This is a genomic window from Streptomyces sp. NPDC001407 (genome assembly GCF_042895325.1).
Taxonomy (GTDB): domain Bacteria; phylum Actinomycetota; class Actinomycetes; order Streptomycetales; family Streptomycetaceae; genus Streptomyces.
The window spans coordinates 77,524-92,603 of sequence record NZ_JBIAWF010000019.1 but is presented as its reverse complement, the minus strand read 5'-3'; the positions used below and the strand labels follow the sequence as shown (position 1 = coordinate 92,603).

Annotated in this window: 15 protein-coding genes; 13 read left to right on the top strand and 2 right to left on the bottom strand. The window is 72.2% G+C overall.

The window, feature by feature from the left end:
• Window positions 1-13: 13 nt before the first annotated feature.
• The 11 genes from ACFY1P_RS24595 (at window position 14) to ACFY1P_RS24545 (ending at window position 11,205) form a co-directional block, all read left to right on the top strand.
• The gene (locus tag ACFY1P_RS24595; protein ID WP_390751887.1) at window positions 14-835 is read left to right on the top strand and encodes an SRPBCC domain-containing protein; all 822 of its coding nucleotides are present in this window, start codon (window positions 14-16) and stop codon (window positions 833-835) included.
• A gap of 111 nt (window positions 836-946) precedes the next feature.
• On the top strand, window positions 947-1,750 hold the full coding sequence (locus ACFY1P_RS24590) for an aldose 1-epimerase (protein ID WP_390751886.1): 804 nt from the start codon (window positions 947-949) through the stop codon (window positions 1,748-1,750).
• A gap of 10 nt (window positions 1,751-1,760) precedes the next feature.
• On the top strand, window positions 1,761-2,300 hold the full coding sequence (gene pyrE / locus ACFY1P_RS24585) for an orotate phosphoribosyltransferase (RefSeq protein WP_361521372.1): 540 nt from the start codon (window positions 1,761-1,763) through the stop codon (window positions 2,298-2,300).
• A gap of 189 nt (window positions 2,301-2,489) precedes the next feature.
• Window positions 2,490-3,512, top strand: coding sequence for a class II fructose-bisphosphate aldolase (fbaA, locus tag ACFY1P_RS24580; protein WP_361533608.1), 1,023 nt, complete (start codon window positions 2,490-2,492; stop codon window positions 3,510-3,512).
• 115 nt (window positions 3,513-3,627) lie between these two features.
• A complete protein-coding gene (locus ACFY1P_RS24575) occupies window positions 3,628-5,154 on the top strand; it encodes a DHA2 family efflux MFS transporter permease subunit (RefSeq protein WP_390751885.1) in 1,527 nt (508 codons plus the stop codon).
• Window positions 5,155-5,643: 489 nt separating this feature from the next.
• Complete coding sequence (locus ACFY1P_RS24570; RefSeq protein ID WP_361533602.1) at window positions 5,644-6,057, top strand: DUF3151 domain-containing protein; 414 nt, start codon at window positions 5,644-5,646, stop codon at window positions 6,055-6,057.
• Window positions 6,058-6,274: 217 nt separating this feature from the next.
• A complete protein-coding gene (locus ACFY1P_RS24565) occupies window positions 6,275-7,126 on the top strand; it encodes a tryptophan 2,3-dioxygenase family protein (protein ID WP_390751884.1) in 852 nt (283 codons plus the stop codon).
• A complete protein-coding gene (kynU, locus tag ACFY1P_RS24560) occupies window positions 7,119-8,369 on the top strand; it encodes a kynureninase (RefSeq protein WP_390751883.1) in 1,251 nt (416 codons plus the stop codon). The genes ACFY1P_RS24565 and kynU overlap by 8 nt, the downstream gene beginning before the upstream one ends.
• Window positions 8,366-9,088, top strand: coding sequence for an alpha/beta hydrolase (locus tag ACFY1P_RS24555; RefSeq protein WP_390751882.1), 723 nt, complete (start codon window positions 8,366-8,368; stop codon window positions 9,086-9,088). Before kynU ends, ACFY1P_RS24555 begins: the two co-directional genes overlap by 4 nt.
• A gap of 132 nt (window positions 9,089-9,220) precedes the next feature.
• Window positions 9,221-10,549, top strand: coding sequence for a histidine kinase (locus ACFY1P_RS24550; RefSeq protein WP_361533590.1), 1,329 nt, complete (start codon window positions 9,221-9,223; stop codon window positions 10,547-10,549).
• Complete coding sequence (locus ACFY1P_RS24545; protein ID WP_361533587.1) at window positions 10,546-11,205, top strand: response regulator transcription factor; 660 nt, start codon at window positions 10,546-10,548, stop codon at window positions 11,203-11,205. Before ACFY1P_RS24550 ends, ACFY1P_RS24545 begins: the two co-directional genes overlap by 4 nt.
• Window positions 11,206-11,535: 330 nt before the next feature.
• Here ACFY1P_RS24545 and ACFY1P_RS24540 read toward each other — a convergent pair whose 3' ends face one another.
• Entirely contained in the window at window positions 11,536-12,501 is a 966-nt protein-coding gene (locus ACFY1P_RS24540; RefSeq protein WP_390751881.1) for a diacylglycerol kinase, read from the bottom strand.
• Between the two features lie 175 nt (window positions 12,502-12,676).
• Here ACFY1P_RS24540 and ACFY1P_RS24535 point away from each other — a divergent pair, with 175 nt between their 5' ends.
• Complete coding sequence (locus ACFY1P_RS24535; protein WP_361535631.1) at window positions 12,677-13,963, top strand: adenylosuccinate synthase; 1,287 nt, start codon at window positions 12,677-12,679, stop codon at window positions 13,961-13,963.
• 167 nt (window positions 13,964-14,130) lie between these two features.
• Window positions 14,131-14,718, top strand: coding sequence for a Uma2 family endonuclease (locus ACFY1P_RS24530; protein WP_361531373.1), 588 nt, complete (start codon window positions 14,131-14,133; stop codon window positions 14,716-14,718).
• A 93-nt stretch (window positions 14,719-14,811) separates the two neighbouring features.
• Here ACFY1P_RS24530 and ACFY1P_RS24525 read toward each other — a convergent pair whose 3' ends face one another.
• Window positions 14,812-15,015, bottom strand: a complete 204-nt coding sequence (locus ACFY1P_RS24525) for a cold-shock protein (RefSeq protein WP_015607926.1) — start codon at window positions 15,013-15,015, stop codon at window positions 14,812-14,814.
• Between the last annotated feature and the right edge of the window lie 65 nt (window positions 15,016-15,080).

Genomic DNA, 15,080 nt, shown 5'->3' with positions numbered 1-15,080 from the left:
AGGCTCGCTTGCTATGGAGCATGAGGTGTTCGTTCCGTTTTCCGTCGACTCCGTCCGCCGGGTCCTCGCCGACCCCGCCCGCGTGGTGCGCTGCGTCCCCGGACTCCAACAGGACGTCGCGGACGCCTCCGGCGCGCTGGTGGCCGGGCGCCTCCGGCTGCGCATAGGTGGCTCGACCATCACCTACCGGGGCTCGCTGCACCTGACCGAGCACGACGGCTCCTACGAGCTGTCGGGCGAGGGCAGCGAGGTGCGCGGCTCCGGCACGGTGACGCTCGCGCTGCGCGGCGTGCTGGCGGCCACCGCCGACGGCTCCCGGCTGACCTGCACGGGAACGGTCGGCAGCACCGGCCGGCTGGCGGAGTTCGACGAGAAGGCCACCGAGGCCACGGCCCGCCGCCTGCTGGACCGTTTCGCCGCCGCGCTCGTGGAGGAGCTGCGGGAGGACGCGGAGGAGGAGGCGGGCGCCGCGGGCGAGGGCCCCCGGCTGGAGGGCGGCAGCGTCTTCGACACCGCGGTCCCGCCGCCGTCCCTCGACCCTTCGGTGGACGACGACCTCGATGTGGACGATGTGGACGATGTGGACGATGTGGACGACGAGGACGACGACGTCGACGACGAGCCGCCCGCGGAGGCCGCGCACGCGCGCCGCACGATGATCGGACGCAGTGCGGAAGAAGTCGACCACGCGCCGCCGCGCGGCCGTTACGCGCCCGTCCCGGCCCCGGAGGCGGCGTCGGCCACGGCGGCCGCGCTGCGCTGGGCGGCCCCGGCGGCCGCGGTTGCCCTGGCCTCGGCGGTGGTGGTGAGCCGGGCGCTTCGCCGCAGGCGCTGAGCCGTGGCCGGCGGAGCCGTGTTCTCCGGAACCGGCGCCGGACGGGCCCGTCCGGCGCCCGGGTTCGGGGCGAAGCGGCGAATCCCGGCGGCCTGCCCATAAGGTCGCATCGTGAGCACCGACAACACGAATCAGGTCCAGCTGAAGGCCGGCGACGCCGAGCTGACCGTGGATCCCCGGAACGGATGCAGGCTCACCAGCCTGCGCGTCCGCGGCACCGAACTCCTGCGGCAGGGTGCCAAATACGGCGCCTTCCCGATGGTCCCCTGGTGCGGCCGCATCGAGCTGGGGCAGTTCCGCAACGGCGGCGAGCGCCACCAGATGCCCGTCAACCACCCCCCGCACGCGATCCACGGCACCGGCCGCGACACCGCCTGGCGCACGGCGCGCGCGGACGAGACCTCCGCCGCGTTCACGTACGACCTCGCCGAGCCGTGGCCGTACTCCGGCCGGGTCACCCAGCTGGTGGAGCTGGCGCCGGACTCCCTCACGCTGACCATGGGCGTCGAGACGTACGACAACTCCTTTCCGGCGCAGGCCGGCTGGCACCCGTGGTTCCTGCGCGACCTCGGCTCCGGCGGTGAGGTGGAGCTCGCGTTCGACGCGGAGTGGCAGGAGGAACGCGGCGCCGACCACCTGCCGACGGGCCGCCGCATCGACCCGCGGCCCGGCCCCTGGGACGACTGCTTCGGCATGCCCGACGGCGTGGACGTCACCCTCACCTGGCCCGGACTGCTGGAGCTGAAGGTCGCCAGCCGGGCCGAGTGGGTCGTGGTCTACGACGAGGAGAAGGAGGCGGTCTGCGTCGAGCCGCAGTCCGGCCCTCCGAACGGCCTCAACACCCTGCCGCGCCTCGTCACTCCGATCGACCCCCTGGAGATCTCCACGACGTGGACCTGGCGGACGCTGGCCTAAGCTCCTCGGTATGAGCGAAGCGCGTGACGCCCTGCTGCAGCAGATCAAGGACAAGGCCGTGGTCCACGGCAAGGTGACCCTCTCCTCCGGCAAGGAGGCCGACTACTACATCGACCTGCGCCGGATCACCCTGGACGCCGAGGCGGCGCCCCTGGTCGGCCAGGTGATGCTGGACGCCACGGCCGACCTGGACTACGACGCGGTCGGCGGCCTCACCCTCGGCGCCGACCCGGTCGCCACGTCGATGCTGCACGCCGCCGCCGCGCGGGGCCGCAAGCTCGACGCGTTCGTCGTCCGCAAGGCGCAGAAGACGCACGGTATGCAGCGTCGCATCGAGGGCCCGGACATCAAGGGCCGCCGCGTCCTGGTGGTCGAGGACACCTCGACCACCGGCGGCTCGCCGCTGACCGCCGTCGAGGCGGCGCGCGAGGCGGGCGCGGAGGTCGTCGCGGTGGCGACGATCGTCGACCGCGGTGCCGCCTCCGCCATCGAAGGCGCGGGCCTGCGCTATGTCACGGGCTACTCCCTCGGCGACCTCGACCTGTCCTGACCTGCGGTTTCGTAAAAGCGTCCCCGAAGGGCGGGCTGGTTTCACGTGAAACCAGCCCGCCCTTCGGGTTTCCCGGCCGAGGACCCATGTGGAGCAATTCGGCGAGTCTGGGAAGATGGGGGCGACGATGAACGTCGCCCCCTAGGTCAGGGCCCCCTCGCCCACCCGCACATCACAAGGAGCGGACAGATGCCCATCGCAACCCCCGAGGTCTACAACGAGATGCTCGACCGGGCGAAGGCAGGCAAGTTCGCCTACCCGGCCATCAATGTGACCTCGACGCAGACGCTGCACGCCGCGCTGCGCGGTTTCGCCGAGGCGGAGAGCGACGGCATCATCCAGATCTCCACCGGTGGTGCGGAGTTCCTGGGCGGTCAGTACAGCAAGGACATGGTCTCGGGCGCCGTCGCGCTCGCCGAGTTCGCGCACGTCGTCGCCAAGAAGTACCCGGTGAACATCGCGCTGCACACCGACCACTGCCCGAAGGACAAGCTGGACGGCTACGTCCGCCCGCTGCTGGACATCTCCGCCGAGCGTGTCGCGAACGGCCAGAACCCGCTGTTCCAGTCGCACATGTGGGACGGCTCCGCCGAGTCCCTCGCCGACAACCTGGCCATCGGCCAGGAGCTGCTGGCCAAGGCCGCCGCCGCCAAGATCATCCTTGAGGTCGAGATCACCCCGACCGGTGGCGAGGAGGACGGCGTCAGCCACGAGATCAACGACGAGCTCTACACCACCGTCGACGACGCGCTGCGCACGGCCGAGGCCCTGGGCCTGGGCGAGAAGGGCCGCTATCTGCTGGCCGCCTCCTTCGGCAACGTCCACGGCGTCTACAAGCCGGGCAACGTCGTCCTCCGTCCCGAGCTGCTGAAGGACCTCCAGGAGGGCGTGGCCGCGAAGTACGGCAAGGCCAGCCCCTTCGACTTCGTCTTCCACGGCGGTTCCGGCTCCACCGAGGAGGAGATCCGCACCGCGCTGGAGAACGGCGTCGTGAAGATGAACCTCGACACGGACACGCAGTACGCCTTCACCCGTCCGGTCGCGGCCCACATGTTCAAGAACTACGACGGCGTCCTGAAGGTCGACGGCGAGGTCGGCGAGAAGAAGACGTACGACCCGCGCACCTGGGGCAAGCTGGCCGAGGCGGGCATGGCCCAGCGTGTCACCAAGGCGTGCGCGGACCTGCGCTCCACGGGCACGAAGCTGAAGTAAGCGGCTGAGGTAACCCGCACCGCGCCGAAGGGCCCGGCTCCACTTCCGCAGTGGGGCCGGGCCCTTTCGGCTGTTGCGCTGGCTGGGCGCGCGCGGCGCGGGGATGATTTCCGGTATGAGCGACCCTTCGCGGGAGGCGCCCGGCACGGTGAGTCCCTCCGGCACGCCGCCGTCGTCGAGGGAACCCGGCGGCGTGCGGCTGGGCACGGGCACCGGGCGGGCCGTGCTGCTGACGGCCGTGCTCGGCTCCGGGATGGCGATGCTCGACAGCACCGTCGTCAATGTGGCACTGCCCCACATCGGCGCCGACCTCAACGCCGACCTGGCCGTGCTCCAGTGGACCATCAACGCCTACATGCTCACCCTCGCCGGGCTGATCCTGCTGGGCGGCGCGCTCGGGGACCGGTTCGGGCGGCGGCGGGTGTTCGTGGTCGGCGTCGTGTGGTTCGCGCTCGCGTCGCTGCTGTGCGGGATGGCGCCGAACGCCGGGGTGCTCATCGCCGCGCGGGCGCTCCAGGGCATCGGCGGGGCGCTGCTCACCCCCGGTTCGCTCGCCCTGATCCAGGCGGTCTTCCACCCGGACGACCGGGCCGGGGCGGTGGGGGCCTGGTCCGGGCTGGGCGGGGTGGCATCGGCGGTCGGTCCCTTCGTGGGCGGCTGGCTGGTGGACGGGCCGGGCTGGCGCTGGGTGTTCCTGATCAACCTGCCGCTGGCGGCCGTGTGCGTGCCGGTGGCCCTCCGGCACGTGCCGGAGACCCGCGACCCCAGAGCCCACGGGCGGTTCGACGTCCTGGGCGCGACGCTGGGGGCGCTGGCGCTCGGCGCGGTGACGTACGCCCTGATCGCCGCCCCCGCGAAGGGAGCCTCGCCCTGGGTGATCGGGCCGGCGGTCGGCGGGGTGCTGCTGGGCGTGGCGTTCTGGCGGCTGGAGAAGCGGCGGGCCGAGCCGATGCTGCCGCCGGGGATCTTCGCGAACCGGACGTTCACCTCGGTCAACGCCGTCACCGTCTGCGTCTACGCCGCCTTCAGCGGCTTCTTCTTCCTGGCGGTGCTCCAGCTCCAGATCGTGGTCGGCTGGTCCGCGCTGGAGGCGGGCACCGCGCTGCTGCCCACGACGGTGCTGATGCTGCTGCTGTCCGCGCGCTCCGGCCGCGTCGCGCAGCGCATCGGCCCGCGGATCCCGCTGACGCTCGGGCCGCTGCTGTGCGCGGCGGGGATGCTGCTGATGACCCGGGTCGGACCGGGCGCGGTCTACTGGCGGGACGTCCTGCCCGCCCTCGTCGTCCTCGGCCTGGGCATGGTGGCACTCGTCGCCCCGCTCACCTCGACGGTCCTGGCCTCCGTGGACGTCGGCCGCGCCGGCCTCGCCAGCGGCATCAACAACGCGGCGGCCCGCGCGGCGGGCCTGATCGCCGTGGCCGCGCTGCCGCTGCTCGCGGGGATGGGCCCCGGGACGTACCGCGATCCCGGGGCGTTCACGGGGGCGTTCCACCGCTCGATGCTTCTGTGCGCGGGGGCGCTGGTGGTGGGGGCGCTCCTCGGCTGGTCGACGGTCCGCCCTCCGGGGCGGCGGTGCCGGCCTGAGGCGACTTACCACTGCGGGGTCTCGGCTCCGCCGCTGGATCCGGGGGACGAGCGGTAGCCTGCGGCGGGCTTGTGCCCCCGGCTTGCGTCGTCCCGCACTGGGGCGCGCGCCAGGCCCCTGGCTGCGGGTGGGTGCCCGTTCCCGGCTGCGCCTGATGTGCGGCTCTGCCGCGTGGGGGGGGCGCTGCCCCAGACCCCGATGTGCGGGTCCGTTGCCGCCTGCGGCGGAGAGCGCCCTGCGGGCGCGTCCTCAATCGCCGGACGGGCTGAATTTCGCACCCCGAAGCCTGATGTTGCCCTCCGGTGGGAGGGGGTGGGGTCGGAGGGTGGGGTTCTGGAACGCGGTGCGTGATTCAGGGCACTCAATACGCGTAAGGGTGCCCGCACCGCGTTCCAGGTTCCCAGCCCGGAGGCCCCACCCCCGGCCCCAAAACCCCAGCCCGGCCGGCGTTTGAGGCCGCCCGCCGCAGGCGCACACAACCCGCACAAGACAACGGCGAGCCCACAACCAAGCCAGCCAGCGCAGCGACAAGGCAGACTGGAGCCCATGTCCATTCACGAGAACCTGCTCGGGGGACCGCCCCCGACCCACCTGCCCGACGATCCCGAGCCGCGCGAGCTGCTCGCCTCCGGTGCGGCCCCGGCCGAGGTGGCGGCCAAATATCCGGCGTCCTCGCTCGCGTGGGCGCAGCTCGCCGACGAGGCGTTCGAGGGTGGCCGGGTCGTCGAGTCCTACGCGTACGCGCGCACCGGCTACCACCGCGGGCTCGACGCCCTGCGCCGCAGCGGCTGGAAGGGCCATGGGCCGGTGCCGTTCGAGCACGAGCCGAACCGCGGTTTCCTGCGCGCGCTGCACGCGCTCGCGCGCGCCGCGCAGGCGATCGGGGAGCAGGAGGAGTACGAGCGCTGCTCGGCGTTCCTGCGGGACAGCTCCCCGACGGCCGCCAACACGCTGGGCTGACCTGACGGAAGCGGCCGGAACGCCCCGCGCGGAGCGGGGCGTTCCGGCTGTCGGTGAGCTGCCGACGGGCTGCCGGCGGGCTTGTGGCGTGGTTATCCACAGGCCTTGCCGCGGGCGGCGGCAGGGACGGATGATGCGTGGCAGGGGACCGGGGCTCCGATGCCGACGGGAAGGGGCGGACCGCTACCCGGAAGCACGTCATGCCGAGGAGAGCGCGATGTCGCAGCCGCAGTCACCCCGCCCGCCCGCCCCGGAGGCCGCCGCCTCCCCGAATCTCGACTTCGAGGGCACCACGCCCTACGAGGACTACGTCCGGGCCTCGGTGCTCAGCAGGCTCCAGGAGCCGCGCTCCGACGACCCCGGGGAGATGGCCTTCCTGGTCACCACCCAGGTGATGGAGCTGTGGTTCACCGTCCTCGTGCACGAGTGGCGCACGGCCCGGCACGCCCTCCGGCGGGACGACCTGGAGGCCGCGCTGGCCGCGCTCAAGCGGTCCGCGTACGAGCTGGAGTCGCTCAACGCCTCCTGGAGGCCCATCGCACACCTGACGCCCAATCAGTTCAACGCGTATCGCGGCGCGCTCGGCGAGGCGTCCGGCTTCCAGTCCGCCACGTACCGCCGCCTGGAGTTCCTGCTCGGTGAGAAGTCCGCGGCCATGCTGACGCCCTATCGCGGCGCGCCCCGTGACGGCGCTGAGCTGGAGAAGGCGCTGCACGAGCCGAGTCTCTACGACGAGGCGCTGCGCTATCTGGCGCGGCTCGGCCACGGGATACCCCGGGCCGTGCTCGACCGCGACGTCTGTGAGCGGTATGCCGCGGACCCGGGCGTCGAGCGGGTCTGGCAGCGGATCTACGAGGGCCCCCGGCACAGCGACGAGTGCCGCCTGGGCGAGAGCCTGACCGAGGTCGCCGAGCTGGTCTGGCGCTGGCGTAACGACCACCTCGTGGCCACCCGCCGGGCGATGGGCGCCAAGCCCGGCACGGGCGGTTCCTCGGGAGTGGCCTGGCTGGAGAAGCGGGCCGCGAAGAACGTCTTCCCCGAGCTGTGGACGGCACGCAGCCATGTCTGACGTGAAGGGAGCGGGCATGGGAGGGGCACTCGGCCGGGAGGCCGCGGAGCGCGACGCCGCCGATGTGCTGCGCGCCAAGCGCGCCGAGTTCGCGCTGGCCGACAAGGTCGTGTATCTCGACGGCAATTCCCTGGGCGCCCTGCCCGGCGCGGTGTCCGCCCGGATCGCGGACGTCATCGGGCGGGAGTGGGGGCAGCTGGGGATCCGCTCCTGGACGGAGTCCGGCTGGTGGTCCGCGCCCGAGCGGATCGGTGACCGGATCGGCGCGCTCGTCGGGGCCGCGCCGGGCCAGGTCGTCGTCGGCGACTCCACGAGCGTGAACGTCTTCAAGGCGGTCGTGGCGGCCGTCCGCATCGCCCGGGAGCAGGCCCCGGGCCGCGACGAAGTGCTCGTCGACGCGGCCACGTTCCCCACCGACGGCTATGTCGCGGAGTCCGCCGCCCGGATGACGGGCTGCCACGTCCGCGCCGTGCCCGCGGCGGAGCTGGCCGGGGAGGCCGGGCCGCGCACCGCCGCCGTGCTGGCCAACCACGTCGACTACCGCACGGGCCGCCTCCACGACCTGCCCGCCCTGACCGCCGCCGCCCACGGAGCCGGCGCCCGCGTCGTGGCGGACCTGTGCCACAGCGCGGGCGCCCTGCCCGTCGAACTCGACGCGTGGGGCGTGGATTTCGCGGTGGGCTGCACGTACAAATACCTCAACGGCGGGCCCGGCTCGCCCGCGTATCTCCACGTCCGCCGCGAGCTCCAGCCCCGCTTCGACTCCCCGCTGCCCGGCTGGAATTCCCACGCCGACCCCTTCGCGATGTCCCCCGCCTACGCCCCCGCCGAGGGCGCGGCGCGCGGCCGGGTCGGCACGCCGGAGATCCTCTCCCTCCTCGCCCTCGACACCGCCCTCGACGTGTGGGAAGGGGTGTCGCTCGCGGACGTCCGGGCCAAGAGCCTCGCCCTGACGGACTTCTTCCTGCGCTGCGTCGAGGAGTACGTGCCCGGTGGCCGCGTCGAGAGCGTCACGCCCGTCGCGCACGCGGAGCGCGGCAGCCAGGTGGCCCTGTGCTGTTCCGGCGCCGGTGCGGTGATGGAGGAGCTCATACGCCGCGGCGTCGTCGGGGACTTCCGCCCCCCGGACGTCCTGCGCTTCGGCTTCACCCCGCTGTACACGGGCTTCGCGGACGCCGAGCGCGCGGCGCGGGTGCTGGCGGAGGTGCTGGCAGAGATGCCGGCGGAGGTGCCGGCCCCATGACCGCCGCGGCCGAGGCGGACGCGCTGATGGCGCTGGATTACGTGCCGCCGGACGAGACCGTCGCGTACGGCGGCCACCCCAGCCAGGTGATCGACTTCTACCGGCCGGCCGAGCCCTCCGGCACCCGTGTGACGCTCCTGCACGGCGGCTTCTGGCGGGAGGCGTACGACCGGCGCCACCTCGCGCCCCTGGCCGCGGCGCTGGCGGCGCGCGGCGCGGAGGTCGCCCTCGCGGAGTACCGCCGGGTGGGCGGTGGCGGCGGCTGGCCGGAGACCTTCGACGACGTGGCGACGGTGCTCGCCCGCGAGGTGCCGGGCACTCGGCACGTCCTCGCCGGGCACTCGGCAGGCGGCCACCTCGCGCTGTGGGCGGCGGGCACGGAGCCGGGCACGGTGGCCCGCGTCGTGGCCATAGCGGCGGTCACGGACCTCGCACGGGCACGGGTGCTGCGCCTCAGCGGCGGGGCGGCCGACGAACTGCTGGGCGGCGAGCACCGGCCGGAGGCGGATCCGATGCGGCTCGGCCGACCGCCGGTGCCGACGGTGCTGGTGCACGGCGAGGCGGACGAAGAGGTGCCGGTGGATTTCTCCCGGAGGTACGTGGCGGCGGTCGGCGGCCCGGTGGATCTCAGGGTGCTGCCGGGGACCGGGCACTTCGCCGTGGTGACCCCGGGGACACCGGCGTGTGACGAGGTTCTCGCGGCAGTCGACGGGCCCTGACCATGCCGGGTCACGAGCCCCGGCCGCGGGAATCACCGCAGGTGGAGCGCCGCGTAGTCCTTGAGACGGACCCCCGGAGATCCCCAATCGTGCGGACGCGGCAGGCCCGCGCCTTTGCCTACCTTTGATGGTGTGACCGACACCTATGAGCCCAGTCTGCGCAGCGAGATGCGCCTGGCGAAGAGCGCCATCGGCGGGCTTCGCCAGGACCTCTTCACCGACGCCTTCGCCTTCCGGCCGCTGCCACCGCTGCGCGCCGACCACTGGCTCGTCCGCAGGACGCCGGGCCGCGCCGCGCGCTACGCCCGGTGGTTCCCGCACGCTGTCGTCGCCGGCTTCACCGCCGTCGTCGTGCTCGCGGTCCTCGATCACTGGGGTGGCCTGTACGGACTGTTCATGGCGGTGATGATCGGCGTGCCGATCATCACGACGCTCTTCCGGCCGGTCGGCGCCTGGTGGCTGTCGATGGGCGGGCTGCTGTTCTCGGGGGCCTTCCTGAGCGGCTACGGCCTCGGCCCGTCGTCCACCGGCGCCTTCTTCTCCCACCTCTGCGTCATGCTGCTCGTGGCCCTGCGGACCCGCCCCCGCGTGGCGGCCGAGATGTGGTTGCTCACGGGCGCGCTGGGGGTCTTCGTCGAGCTGTTCCTCAGGACATTCCGCCCGTACTCCGACGGCTTCTACGTCTCCGACCTGTTCGAGACGATGGCCTTCTCCGGGGTCGTGCTCTTCGTCGTCCTGGCCGTACGCGGCCTGCGCGAGTCCAAGCAGCAGGTCGCCGCGCAGGCGGCCGTCACCGAGGTGGAGCGGTCCCGGCGCACGGTCCTGGAGGAGCGCACCACCATCGCCCGCGAGCTGCACGACGTCGTCGCCCACCACATGTCGGTCGTCGCGATCCAGGCCGAGGCCGCCCCGTACCGCGTCCAGGACACCCCGCCGGAGCTCGCCGCCGCCTTCCAGACGATCCGCGAGAACGCCGTGGCGGCCCTGACCGAGCTGCGCCGCGTCCTCGGCGTCGTACGGTCGGAGAACCCCGAGGCCTTCGCCGGGCCCGAGGCGCCGCAGCCCACCCTCGCCGACATCGGCGCGCTGATCGACAACGTCCGCGCGGCCGGTCCCGCCGTCGAGCACATCACCACGGGCGCGGTGCGCCCGCTGCCGCAGGGCGTGGAGCTGTCGGCGTACCGCATCGTGCAGGAGGCGCTGAGCAACGCGCTGCGGCACGCACCCGGCGCGGACGTCCGGGTGGAGATCAGCCACGTGCTCGGCGGCCTCGGCCTGCGCATCGCCAACGGCCCGGCCGACCGCCTGGCCAAGCCCTCGCCCGGCGCCGGGCACGGCGTGCTCGGCATGCGGGAGCGGGTCGCGATGCTCGGCGGTGAGATGACCGCGGAGGCCACGCCGGACGGCGGCTACGAGGTCGCCGCGTTCCTGCCCGTGGCCCTGGGCGAGGCCTCCGCATGACCATCCGCGTGCTGATCGTCGACGACCAGATGATGGTCCGCGAAGGGTTCTCCGTCCTGCTGAACGCCCAGCCCGACATCGAGGTCGTCGGCGAGGCGCTGGACGGCCGGCAGGCCGTGGAGCGGGTCGCCGAGCTGCGCCCCGACGTCGTCCTGATGGACATCCGGATGCCCGTGCTCAACGGCCTGGACGCGACCCGGGAGATCGTCGCCGCCGACGCCGACGCGAAGGTGCTGGTGCTCACCACCTTCGACCTGGACGAGTACGTCTACCAAGCGCTGCGCGCCGGGGCGAGCGGCTTCCTGCTCAAGGACGCCTCCGCCCGCCAGCTCGCGGACGGCGTGCGGATCGTGGCCTCCGGCGAGGCGCTGCTCGCCCCGACAGTCACCAAGCGGCTCATCCAGGAGTTCTCCCGCCTCGGCACGCCGAAGGTGCCCACGCAGGAGCGGATCGGCGACCTCACCGAGCGCGAGACGGAGGTCCTGGTCCTGGTGGCCCAGGGCTGCTCCAACTCCGAGATCGCGGCGGGTCTGGTCGTGGCCGAGTCCACGGTGAAGACGCATGTGAGCCGGATCCTGGTGAAGCTCGGTCTTCGCGACCGGACGCAGGCGGCGGTGTTCGCGTACGAGGCGGGGCTGGTGACGCCGGGCGGATGACTGTCTTGGTCCGCCTGCGGCGGGCGCTTTTTCTTCCCCAGCCCCGCCCCTTCCCGGCTGCATCTGATGTGCGGCTCCGCCGCGTGGGGGGGGCTGCCCCCCAGACCCCTGACCGCGCTTCGCGCGGTGTCCTCAAACGCCGGACGGGCTGGAATTGCGTACCCACATCAGCCAAATCAGCCCGTCCGGCGTTTGAGGACGCGGCCGCAGGCCGCTCTCCGCCGCCGGCGGCAACGGACCCGCAGTCGGGGGTCTGGGGCACGCGCCCCAGTTTCGGGAAGGGGCGGGGCTGGGGAAGAAAAGCCGCCCGCCGCAGGCGGACCAAGAAGCTCACCCCCGTGGCAGGACCAACCCCCACGCCCCCTCCCGCGCCGACCACGTCCGCGTGCGGACCGGCCCCGTGAGGACGTTGTCCGCGCGGTAGTGGAAGGAAGGGCCCGAGACCGAGACCCGCTCGGCCAGGGCCGAGACAGGGGCGTCCGTGGTGGCGTACGCGTGGACGGTCACCTCCGCTTGACCGTCCACCGCGCGGATCCCGACCCGCGCCACCGGCTCGTCCAGATCGACCAGGAGCACCCCGTCCGCCTCCACCCGCAGCCGTGTGCAGGACGGCAGCTGGTGGCGGGCCGCGGGGCCCGTCAGCAGGGTCAGGGCCGAGCGGGCGGTGCGGGCCGCGGGTGACCACCACGACTGATGGTCACCGCTGCCGCTCTCGGCGGCCGCCTCAGTGACATCAGCCACGTCGGCTATGCCGTCCGTCGCGGCCATCACGGGGGCCACGGGCGACCCGTTCAGCTCAGCGGTCGCCACCGGCTTCGGCTGCGGATCCGGCGGCGGATTCAGGCCACCTCCCGGCCCCGGGATCCACAGCCCGCCCAGGACCATCCCGCCGGCGTCGTCGACCAGGGCGTCCAGCTGCCGCTCGGCGCCGTCCAGGACGGCCCGGGAGGCCGCGACCGTGCCCAGGGGCACCCCCAGCGCACGGGCCAGCGACACGGCGGGCAGCGCCCCGACCGGAACCAGGGAGACGGGGACTTCCGGCAGGTCACGGCGCTGGTGCAACAGCTGGACGACACGCAGCAGCGCCCGGTCGTCGCCGATGACGACGGGCCGTCTGCGACCCCGGCGGGCCAGGGCCCGCTCGACGTCCTGCGGCCCCTCGGGGAAGCAGATTTTGGCCACCGCGCCGCCGCAGAGGACATCCTTCGCGATCCGTACGGACTCGCCGTCCACACGGCGGGCGACCGGGTCGATGACCACGAGCAGAGGCTGCTCGGTGGAGTCTGGAGCCGACACCTCGGTCCTTCCTCAGGTAATCTCTCGGTGCAAGAGCCCCTGTCGCTGTTGCGCCAGGGGCTTCGTCTATCCGGGGCACCGGTTCGACGGCTCTAGCGGTGGTGTACGCCCTGAGCAAGCGGGTGAACACCACCACGCACGTTGGACATGCCCCGCCCGGAAGGGGTGTACGCCTGTGCCCGCACTTGTGCTGCTCGGTGCTCAGTGGGGTGACGAGGGCAAGGGAAAGGCCACCGACCTCCTCGGTGGATCCGTGGACTATGTGGTGCGCTACCAAGGTGGCAACAACGCCGGCCACACGGTGGTCGTCGGCGACCAGAAATACGCGCTGCATCTCCTCCCTTCCGGAATCCTCTCGCCGGGGTGCACCCCGGTGATCGGTAACGGAGTCGTCGTCGACCCGGCGGTCCTGCTCTCCGAGCTGAGCGGACTCAACGAGCGCGGCGTCGACACGTCCAAGCTGCTGGTCAGCGGTAACGCGCACCTGATCACGCCGTACCACACCACGGTCGACAAGGTGACGGAACGCTTCCTCGGCTCGCGGAAGATCGGCACCACGGGCCGCGGTATCGGCCCGACCTACGCGGACAAGATCAACCGCGTGGGCATCCGCGTCCAGGACCTCTACGACGAGTCGATCCTGACGCAGAAGGTCGAGGCCGCTCTCGACTTCAAGAACCAGATCCTGGCGAAGCTCTACAACCGCCGCGCCATCGAGGCCGGCGCGATCGTCGAGGAGCTGCTCACCTACGCCGAGCAGATCAAGCCGTACGTGGCCGACACGACGCTGATCCTCAACAACGCCATCGACGAGGGCAAGGTCGTCCTCTTCGAGGGCGGCCAGGGCACGCTGCTCGACGTGGACCACGGCACGTACCCCTTCGTCACCTCGTCCAACCCGACCGCGGGCGGCGCCTGCACGGGTGCGGGCGTGGGCCCGACGAAGATCAGCCGAGTGATCGGCATCCTCAAGGCGTACACCACGCGCGTGGGCGCCGGCCCGTTCCCGACCGAGCTGTTCGACAAGGACGGCGAGGCGCTGCGCACGATCGGTGGCGAGCGCGGTGTGACCACCGGCCGTGACCGCCGCTGTGGCTGGTTCGACGCCGTCATCGCCCGCTACGCGACCCGCGTGAACGGCCTGACGGACTTCTTCCTCACCAAGCTCGACGTGCTCACCGGCTGGGAGCAGATCCCGGTCTGCGTCGCGTACGAGATCGACGGCAAGCGCGTCGAGGAGCTGCCCTACAGCCAGAGCGACTTCCACCACGCGAAGCCGGTCTACGAGATGCTGCCGGGCTGGTCCGAGGACATCACCAAGGCCAAGACCTTCTCCGACCTGCCGAAGAACGCGCAGGCGTACGTGAAGGCCCTGGAGGAGATGTCCGGCGCCCCGATCTCCGCGATCGGCGTCGGCCCGGGCCGCACCGAGACGATCGAGATCAACTCGTTCCTCTCGTAAGTCCTCGGCGATACGCGACGGCGCCCCGGTGGTCACCGACCACCGGGGCGCCGTCGCGTATCCGTTCAGGCATGCGTTCTCGCGCTCACTCGTTCGGTTGCGGGGGAAGAGGGCCGATCTCCGTCAGGACTCCGAAAGCCTGGCCTTCGCCTGGAAAGGAGGGCAACATGACGGTTATGGCCGAGCACACGTCTCACATGCTGGTGGAAGAGTTCGAGCAGATCGCTTCCACCCAGCCCGAGACCGTCACGTTGGAGTTCATCGACGGACGGATCGAGGAGAAGCCGGTGCCGGACGGGGACCATGAGGAGATCATCAGGTGGTTGCAGGAGCGCTGTATGCAACAGCGCCCCGACCTCTGGCTGTATGCGAGCGGGCGCGGCTTGAAGGTCGAGGCCTACCGCAACGGCCGTGCGCGGCCCGATGGCGTACTGGCACTGAAGGCGCACTTCGCCGGGCACGGTGAGTGGTCGGATCCCGAAGGGGTCCTGATGGCCGTCGGTGTCACCTCGTACGACGGTGACACCGAGCGCCGGGACCGGAAGGAGAAGCCGGCCGCCTACGCGGCAGCGGGCATTCCCGTCCACCTGCTGGTCGACCGTGACGCGGGCACCGTGGTCGTGTACACCAACCCCGACCCGGAACGGGGCTACTACGCGGACACCCACCGGGTCCCCTTCGGTGAAGAGGTCACCCTGCCCGACCCGGTGAACGTCACGCTGGACACCGGGATCCTGAAGAACTACGTGCGCTGAGGCCGCGTCCCCGAGCGCAGCCGGACGCGGAACGGCCGGGCCCCCGCACTTTTCACAGTGCGGGGGCCCGGCCGTTCTCAGGCGCGGAGCGCGTCAGGCGGGAACGATGTTCTCGGCCTGCGGGCCCTTCTGGCCCTGCGTGACGTCGAAGGAGACCTTCTGGCCCTCCTGGAGCTCACGGAAGCCCTGCGTCGCGATGTTCGAGTAGTGGGCGAAGACGTCGGCGCCGCCGCCGTCCTGCTCGATGAAGCCGAAGCCCTTTTCGGAGTTGAACCACTTAACGGTGCCGGTAGCCAAGACAGGTCTCCTACAAGACAGCGGTGCCGAAATTCCGAACTGCACGGAATAATGCAAGTGCGCCC

Bases quoted from the DNA above. Each gene is read 5' to 3' on its own strand.
- ACFY1P_RS24595 (WP_390751887.1), top strand. From the start codon at position 14: ATGGAGCATGAGGTGTTCGTTCCGTTTTCCGTCGACTCCGTCCGCCGG.
- pyrE (WP_361521372.1), top strand. From the start codon at position 1,761: ATGAGCGAAGCGCGTGACGCCCTGCTGCAGCAGATCAAGGACAAGGCC.
- fbaA (WP_361533608.1), top strand. From the start codon at position 2,490: ATGCCCATCGCAACCCCCGAGGTCTACAACGAGATGCTCGACCGGGCG.
- ACFY1P_RS24575 (WP_390751885.1), top strand. From the start codon at position 3,628: ATGAGCGACCCTTCGCGGGAGGCGCCCGGCACGGTGAGTCCCTCCGGC.
- ACFY1P_RS24570 (WP_361533602.1), top strand. From the start codon at position 5,644: ATGTCCATTCACGAGAACCTGCTCGGGGGACCGCCCCCGACCCACCTG.
- ACFY1P_RS24565 (WP_390751884.1), top strand. From the start codon at position 6,275: ATGTCGCAGCCGCAGTCACCCCGCCCGCCCGCCCCGGAGGCCGCCGCC.
- kynU (WP_390751883.1), top strand. From the start codon at position 7,119: ATGTCTGACGTGAAGGGAGCGGGCATGGGAGGGGCACTCGGCCGGGAG.
- ACFY1P_RS24555 (WP_390751882.1), top strand. From the start codon at position 8,366: ATGACCGCCGCGGCCGAGGCGGACGCGCTGATGGCGCTGGATTACGTG.
- ACFY1P_RS24545 (WP_361533587.1), top strand. From the start codon at position 10,546: ATGACCATCCGCGTGCTGATCGTCGACGACCAGATGATGGTCCGCGAA.
- ACFY1P_RS24530 (WP_361531373.1), top strand. From the start codon at position 14,131: ATGACGGTTATGGCCGAGCACACGTCTCACATGCTGGTGGAAGAGTTC.